This window comes from Streptomyces sp. SID14478 (genome assembly GCF_010548525.1).
Classification (GTDB): Bacteria; Actinomycetota; Actinomycetes; order Streptomycetales; family Streptomycetaceae; genus Streptomyces.
Map to the genome: position 1 here is coordinate 1 of NZ_JAAGMG010000885.1, position 7,554 is coordinate 7,554.

Here is a 7,554-nt window from a genome sequence, read left to right on the forward strand (position 1 = left end):
CGGGGGCCGTGCGCGCCGCCGCCGACCGGCTCGGCTGGGCCGCGGCCGAGACCGACTGGCGGGCGCTCATCGCCCGGGACGACGTCGACCTCGTCGACATCTGCACGCCCGGCGACAGCCACGCCGAGATCGCCGTCGCGGCGCTCGAGGCCGGCAAGCACGTGCTGTGCGAGAAGCCCCTCGCGAACTCGGTCGAGGAGGCCGAGGCGATGACCGAGGTCGCCGAACGGGCCGCGGAACGCGGGCAGGTGGCGATGACGGGCTTCAACTACCGGCGCGTGCCCGCCATGGCCCTGGCCCGCCGCATGATCGTCGAGGGGCGCATCGGCACCCTGCGCCACGTGCGCGTCAGCTACCTCCAGGACTGGCTCGTCGACCCGTCGTTCCCGCTGACGTGGCGGCTGCAGAAGCCGTACGCCGGCTCGGGCGCGCTCGGCGACCTGGGCGCGCACGCCGTCGACCTCGCCCAGTACCTGGCGGGGGAGCCGGTCGCGGGCGTCTCCGCGCTGACCGAGACGTTCGTCCGGGAGCGTCCGCTCCTGGACGGGGCCTCGTCGGGTCTGGCCGCCACCGGAGGCGGCGGCCTCGGCCAGGTCACCGTCGACGACGCCGCCCTGTTCACCGGCCGCTTCGCCTCCGGGGCGCTGGCCTCCTTCGAGGCGACCCGCTTCGCGACGGGCCGCAAGAACGCGCTGAGGATCGAACTCAACGGCGAACGCGGCTCGTTGGCCTTCGACCTGGAGCGGCTGAACGAACTGTTCTTCCACGACCAGACGGAACCCGGTGTCAGCGCGGGCTTCCGCCGCATCCTCGTCACCGAACCCGAGCACCCCTACCTGGAGGCCTGGTGGCCGCCGGGCCACGGCCTCGGCTACGAGCACACGTTCACCCACCAGGCCCGCGACCTGGTGCACGCCATCGCCGCACGCGCCACGCCGTCCCCCTCGTTCGCCGAGGGACTGCAGGTGCAGCGCGTCCTCGCGGCCGTCGAGGAGAGCGCGGCGAAGAACTCCGTCTACACCGCCGTACAGGTCTGAGGAGGCTGCCCACCGTGCCACGCCAGTTCACGCTCTTCACCGGGCAATGGGCGGATCTGCCGCTCGAAGAAGTCTGTCGGCTCGCCCGCGACTTCGGCTACGACGGTCTGGAACTCGCCTGCTGGGGAGACCACTTCGAGGTCGACAAGGCGCTCGCCGACCCCGGCTATCTGGACTCGCGCCACGCCCTGCTCGACAAGTACGGCCTCAAGTGCGTCGCGATCTCCAACCACCTGGTCGGCCAGGCCGTGTGCGACTCCATCATCGACGAACGCCACGAGGCGATCCTGCCCGCCCGCATCTGGGGCGACGGCGAGGGCGAAGGCGTACGGCAGCGGGCGGCCGCCGAGATCAAGGACACCGCCCGCGCGGCCGCCGCCTTCGGTGTGGACACCGTCATCGGGTTCACGGGCTCGTCCATCTGGCACCTGGTGGCCATGTTCCCGCCCGCTCCGGAGGCGATGATCGAGCGCGGCTACGAGGACTTCGCCACGCGCTGGAACCCCATCCTCGACGTCTTCGACGCGGAGGGCGTGCGCTTCGCGCACGAAGTGCACCCCAGCGAGATCGCGTACGACTACTGGACCACGCACAAGGCCCTGGAGGCAGTCGACCACCGCCCCGCGTTCGGGCTGAACTTCGACCCGTCCCACTTCGTGTGGCAGGACCTCGACCCCGTCGGGTTCCTGTGGGACTTCCGCGACCGCATCTACCACGTCGACTGCAAGGAGGCGCGCAAGCGCCTCGACGGCCGCAACGGGCGCCTCGGCTCCCACCTGCCCTGGGGGGATCCGCGCCGCGGCTGGGACTTCGTCTCGGCGGGACACGGGGACGTGCCCTGGGAGGACGTCTTCCGCATGCTCCGCTCGATCGAGTACGCGGGCCCCATCTCGGTGGAGTGGGAGGACGCCGGCATGGACCGCCTGCAGGGCGCACCCGAGGCGCTGAGCCACCTGCGCAAGCTCGACTTCGAGCCGCCGACCGCGTCCTTCGACGCCGCGTTCAACAGCTGAGCGACCGCCCGCCGCGACGGGCCGAGGACGGGGGCCGGCCCCAGGTGCCGGTCCCCGGTCCGGCCTGCCCGGACGCGTCTTTGTCCTGCGATGGGGAAAAGCCTCAACTAGTCGTGACGCAAGGGGTGTTCGGCCCGGACAAACGCGGCTACGGTCCCTGGAGTGTCGCTGAAGTGTTCAGGTCACATACGCCTCCGGGGTGACGGCGCACCCCGGCGCCCGCACCGCACGTCTTCGCATCCATTCCGTACGGCCCACCCCGTTCCCGGAGGGACTTCGTGCACAGAAGCAGAAGCAAGCGCACCACCGGCACCACCAGGCGTTCCAGACTGCGCACCACACTCGCCCTGCTGACCGGCTCCCTGTTGGTCGGCTCGTCCCTGGCACTGACGGTGCCGGGCACGGCCAGTGCGCACCCGGATCCCGACGAGCCCGCCGCCGCAGCGGACTTCCAGCAGGTCACCCTCGCCAAGGGCGCCGAGGAGACCGGCGAGCCCATGTCGCTGGCCGTCCTCCCGGACCGCAGCGTCCTGCACACCTCGCGCGACGGCACGCTCCGCCTGACGGACGCGGGCGGCAACACCACCGTCGCCGGCAAGCTCGACGTGTACAGCCACGACGAGGAAGGCCTCCAGGGCGTCGGCATCGACCCGGCCTTCAAGGACAACCGGGCCATCTACCTGTACTACGCGCCGCCGCTGGACACCCCGGCCGGTGACGCCCCGGAGAACGGCACGACGGCCGACTTCACCCCCTTCGACGGCGTGAACCGGCTGTCCCGCTTCGTGCTCAAGGAAGACGGCACGCTCGACAAGGCCAGCGAGAAGAAGGTCCTGGAGGTCAAGACCTCCCGCGGCACCTGCTGCCACGTCGGCGGCGACATCGACTTCGACGCCGACGGCAACCTGTACCTGTCGACCGGCGACGACTCCAACCCCTTCGCCTCCGACGGCTACACGCCGATCGACGAACAGGCCAGCCGCAACCCGGCCTTCGACGCGCAGCGCAGCGCGGGCAACTCCAACGACCTGCGCGGCAAGGTGCTGCGCATCAAGGTCAAGGACGACGGCTCGTACGACATCCCCGAGGGCAACCTCTTCGCGCCGGGCACCGAGAAGACCCGCCCCGAGATCTACGCGATGGGCTTCCGCAACCCGTTCCGCATCAGCGTCGACAAGCCGACCGGCACCGTCTACGTCGGTGACTACGGCCCCGACGCGGGCGCCGCGGACCCGAAGCGGGGACCGGCCGGACAGGTCGAGTTCGCCAAGATCACCAAGGCGGGCAACTTCGGCTGGCCGTACTGCACCGGCAACAACGACGCCTACGTCGACTACGACTTCGCCACCAAGACCTCCGGCGCGTCCTTCGACTGCAACGCGCCGAAGAACACCTCGCCGAACAACACCGGCATCACCGACCTGCCGCCGGCCCAGCCCGCCTGGATCCCCTACGACGGCCCGTCCGTGCCCGAGTTCGGCACCGGCTCCGAGTCGCCGATGGCCGGTCCCGTCTACCACTACGACGCGAACCTGGACTCCCCGGTGAAGTTCCCCGAGGAGTACGACGGTGACTTCTTCGCCACCGAGTTCGGCCGGCAGTGGATCAAGCGGATCGAGCAGGACGGCTCCGGGAACGTCTCGAAGATCAACGACTTCCCGTGGTCGGGCACCCAGGTCATGGACAGTGCCTTCGGCCCCGACGGCGCGCTCTACGTCCTCGACTACGGGCTCGGCTGGTTCGGCGGCGACGAGAACTCGGCGCTCTACCGCATCGAGAACGCCACCGGCGGCCACTCGCCGATCGTCGAGGCCAAGGCCACCAAGACCTCCGGCCAGTCGCCCCTGAGCACCAAGTTCACCGCGACCGGCACCGACGCCGACGACGACCCCATCACGTACAGCTGGGACTTCGGCGACGGCACCAAGGGCACCGGCGCCACCCCGAGCCACACGTACCGCAAGGACGGCACCTACGTCGTGACCGTCACCGGCGACGACGGCACGGGCCGCACCGGCACCGCCAGCGTGCACATCGTGGTCGGCAACACCGCACCGACGGTGAAGCTCCAGACCCCGGCGAACGGAACGCTGTTCAAGTTCGGGGACACCATCCCCTTCAAGGTCGCGGTCAGTGACCCCGAGGACGGCACGATCGACTGCTCCAAGGTCACCGTGCGCTACCTGCTGGGCCACGACAACCACGCCCACGCGATCACCTCGGCCACCGGCTGCGAAGGCACCATCACCGCTCCGGCCGACGCCGAGCACGATCCGAACGCCAACATCTACGGCGTGCTCGACGCCGAGTACACCGACGGCGGCGGGGGCGGGCAGGCCGCGCTCACCAGCCATGACCAGGTCCAGCTGCAGCCGCGCCACCGCCAGGCCGAGCACTACACCACGCAGCAGGGCACCACGCTGCAGAACAAGACCGAGGCCGAGGGCGGCAAGACCGTCGGGGACATCAACGACGGCGACTGGATCTCCTTCACCCCGTACAACCTCACCGGAGCCAAGAAGCTCACCGCCCGGTTCTCCTCCGGCGGCGCCGGCGGCTTCCTGGAGGTGCGCGCCGGATCGGCGACCGGCACCCTGCTGGGCTCCGCCCCGGTCCCCGTCACCGGCGGCTGGGAGACCTTCCAGAACGTCGACGTCGCACTGAAGAACGTCCCGAAGAAGACCACCGACCTCTACCTCGTCTTCAAGGGCGGTGACGGCGCGCTCTACGACCTCGACGACTTCGAGATCAGCAACGACGCCCCCGTGAAGGGTGCCAAGCGGGTCCTCGTCTTCTCCAAGACGGCCGGCTTCCGCCACGACGCGATCCCCGAGGGCATCGCGGCCCTGAAGGAGCTCGGCGCGGGCAGCGACATCACCGTCGACGCCACCGAGTCCGCCGACCAGTTCACCACCAACAACCTGGCCCGCTACGACGCGGTCGTGTTCCTGTCGACCACGGGCGACGTCCTCAACGACACGCAGCAGAAGGCGTTCGAGGAGTACATCGCCAAGGGCGGCGGTTACATGGGCGTCCACGCGGCGGCCGACACCGAGTACGACTGGTCCTACTACGGCGGCCTCGTCGGCGCGTACTTCGACTCGCACCCGGCCGTCCAGAAGGCCACCGTGCGCGTCGAGGACAAGACCAACCCGGCCACCGCCCACCTCGGCGACGCCTGGGACAAGACCGACGAGCTCTACAACTACCGGACCAACCCGCGCGCCGGCGTCCACGTCCTCGCCTCGCTCGACGAGACGACGTACGAGGGCGGCACCATGAAGGGCGACCACCCGATCGCCTGGTGCCAGTCCTACGGCGGCGGCCGCTCCTTCTACACCGGCCTCGGTCACACCAAGGAGTCCTACGCGGACGAGGCCTTCCGCACCCACCTGCTCGGCGGCCTGAAGTACGCCACGGGCCAGACCAAGGCGGACTGCAAGCCCAACAAGGACTACCGGACGATCTTCAACGGCCAGTCCCTGGACGGCTGGAAGCAGGCCGGCCCCGGAAAGTTCAACGTCAAGGACGGCGCCCTGGAGTCCGAGGGCGGCATGGGCCTGCTGTGGTACCAGGCCAAGGAGCTGAAGTCGTACTCCCTGAAGCTCGACTGGAAGATGCAGGGCGACGACAACTCCGGTGTCTTCGTGGGCTTCCCGGCCTCCGACGACCCCTGGTCCGCGGTGGACAAGGGCTACGAGGTCCAGATCGACGCCACGGACGCGACCGACCGCACCACCGGGTCGATCTACACGTTCAAGGCGGCGAACATCAAGGCCCGTGACCAGGTCCTGCGCCCGCCGGGCCAGTGGAACTCCTACGAGATCAAGGTCCAGGGCGAACGCCTCCAGGTGTTCCTCAACGGAGTCAAGATCAACGACTTCACCAACAAGGACCGCGAGCGGAGCCTGACCGACGGCTACATCGGCATCCAGAACCACGGCGCCGACGACCAGGTCTCCTACCGCAACATCCAGCTCAAGGAACTGCCCAGCTAGGGCACACCGTTCGGCGGCGGGCGGAGGACGCCGGACCTCCGCCCGCCGTCTCGCCCGACCCACTCCGGCACCGCACGAGGTACGCGCGCGCAAGACCCCGGGCGCGCGTACGACCCCGGTTCGTGATCCCCCCGGTTCGTGTTCGACAAGGAGGCTGCCCATGTCCGCCGAACCGTCCCTCCCCACCCCTTCCCCCGCCACCCCCCGCTTCGGCGTCTGGCTCGTCGGAGCCCGCGGCTCCGTCGCCACGACCGCGATCGCGGGCTGCGCCGCCGTCGCCGCGGGCCTGCACCCGCCGACCGGCATGGTCACCGAGACCGCCCCCTTCACCGACGTCGGTCTGCCAACGTTGTCTTCTCTCGTCTTCGGCGGCCACGACACCGTCGACTGCCCGCTGCCCAAACGCGCCGAACACCTCGCCGCCGGCGGTGTCCTGCCGCACGGCCTGCCGTCCGCCGTGGCCGCCGAACTGGCCGCCGCCGACCAGGAGATCAGGCCGGGCGGCCCCCTGCCGGGTCGCGACGACGGCCGCACGCAGGACGAACTGATCGAGACCTTCGCCACCGACATCCGTGACTTCGTACGCGGCCGGGGCCTGGCCGGCGCCGTCGTCGTGAACGTCGCCTCCACCGAACCCGTCCCGGCCGACGGACACCTCCCGCCCAGCTCCCTGTACGCGGCCGCGGCCCTGCGCGCCGGCTGCCCCTACGTCAACTTCACCCCCTCCAGCGGTCTCCACCACTCGGCCCTGGCCGACGCCGCCGCCACCGCCGACGTCCCGTACGCGGGCCGCGACGGCAAGACCGGGCAGACCCTGCTGCGCTCCGTGCTCGGCCCGATGTTCCTGCAGCGCGCCCTCGCCGTCCGCGCCTGGTCCGGCACCAACCTGCTCGGCGGCGGCGACGGCGCCGCCCTCGCCGACCCCGCCGCGGCCGCCGCGAAGAACGCCGGCAAGGAACGCGTCCTCGCCGACACCCTCGGCGCCGCCCCTCAGGGCGAGGTCCACATCGACGACGTGCCCGCACTCGGCGACTGGAAGACCGCCTGGGACCACATCGCGTTCGACGGCTTCCTCGGTGCGCGCATGGTCCTCCAGACGACCTGGCAGGGCTGCGACTCGGCGCTCGCCGCACCCCTGGTTCTGGACCTGGCCCGGCTGCTGCTGCGCGCCGCCGAGACCGGACTCACCGGCCCCCGGCCCGAGCTGGCCTTCTACTTCAAGGACCCGGACGGCGACACGTCCGCGGCGCTCGGCGAACAGTTCCACGCGCTGGTGGACTTCGCCCAGCAACTGAAGGACCCCCGATGAGCGGCGCTCGAGGGCACGCCTGGGCCGAACTCCTGCGCCTGCCCGCCTTGTTCACCGTCCCCGGCGACGCCCTCGCGGGCGCGGCCGCGCGGGGCGCCCGCCCCGGCCCCGGCACGCTCCTGGCCATCGGCTCCTCCCTGTGCCTGTACGAGGCGGGCATGGCCCTCAACGACTGGGCGGACCGCGCCGAGGACGCC

General features: G+C 70.7%; 4 protein-coding genes and 1 pseudogene. All 5 read left to right on the plus strand.

The window, feature by feature from the left end:
- The coding region (locus G3I40_RS29010) for a Gfo/Idh/MocA family oxidoreductase (RefSeq protein WP_164305481.1) at positions 1 to 1,037 on the plus strand (1,037 nt) is incomplete at its 5' end.
- Between the two features lie 14 nt (positions 1,038 to 1,051).
- The gene (locus tag G3I40_RS29015) at positions 1,052 to 2,050 is read left to right on the plus strand and encodes a sugar phosphate isomerase/epimerase family protein (RefSeq protein WP_164305483.1); all 999 of its coding nucleotides are present in this window, start codon (positions 1,052 to 1,054) and stop codon (positions 2,048 to 2,050) included.
- Positions 2,051 to 2,328: 278 nt separating this feature from the next.
- A complete protein-coding gene (locus G3I40_RS29020) occupies positions 2,329 to 6,048 on the plus strand; it encodes a ThuA domain-containing protein (RefSeq protein WP_164305485.1) in 3,720 nt (1,239 codons plus the stop codon).
- Positions 6,049 to 6,208: 160 nt separating this feature from the next.
- Entirely contained in the window at positions 6,209 to 7,357 is a 1,149-nt protein-coding gene (locus tag G3I40_RS29025; protein ID WP_164305487.1) for an inositol-3-phosphate synthase, read from the plus strand.
- Positions 7,354 to 7,554 (plus strand): annotated as a pseudogene (locus G3I40_RS29030) (prenyltransferase); the annotation flags it as partial. The gene G3I40_RS29025 and the pseudogene G3I40_RS29030, both read left to right, overlap by 4 nt.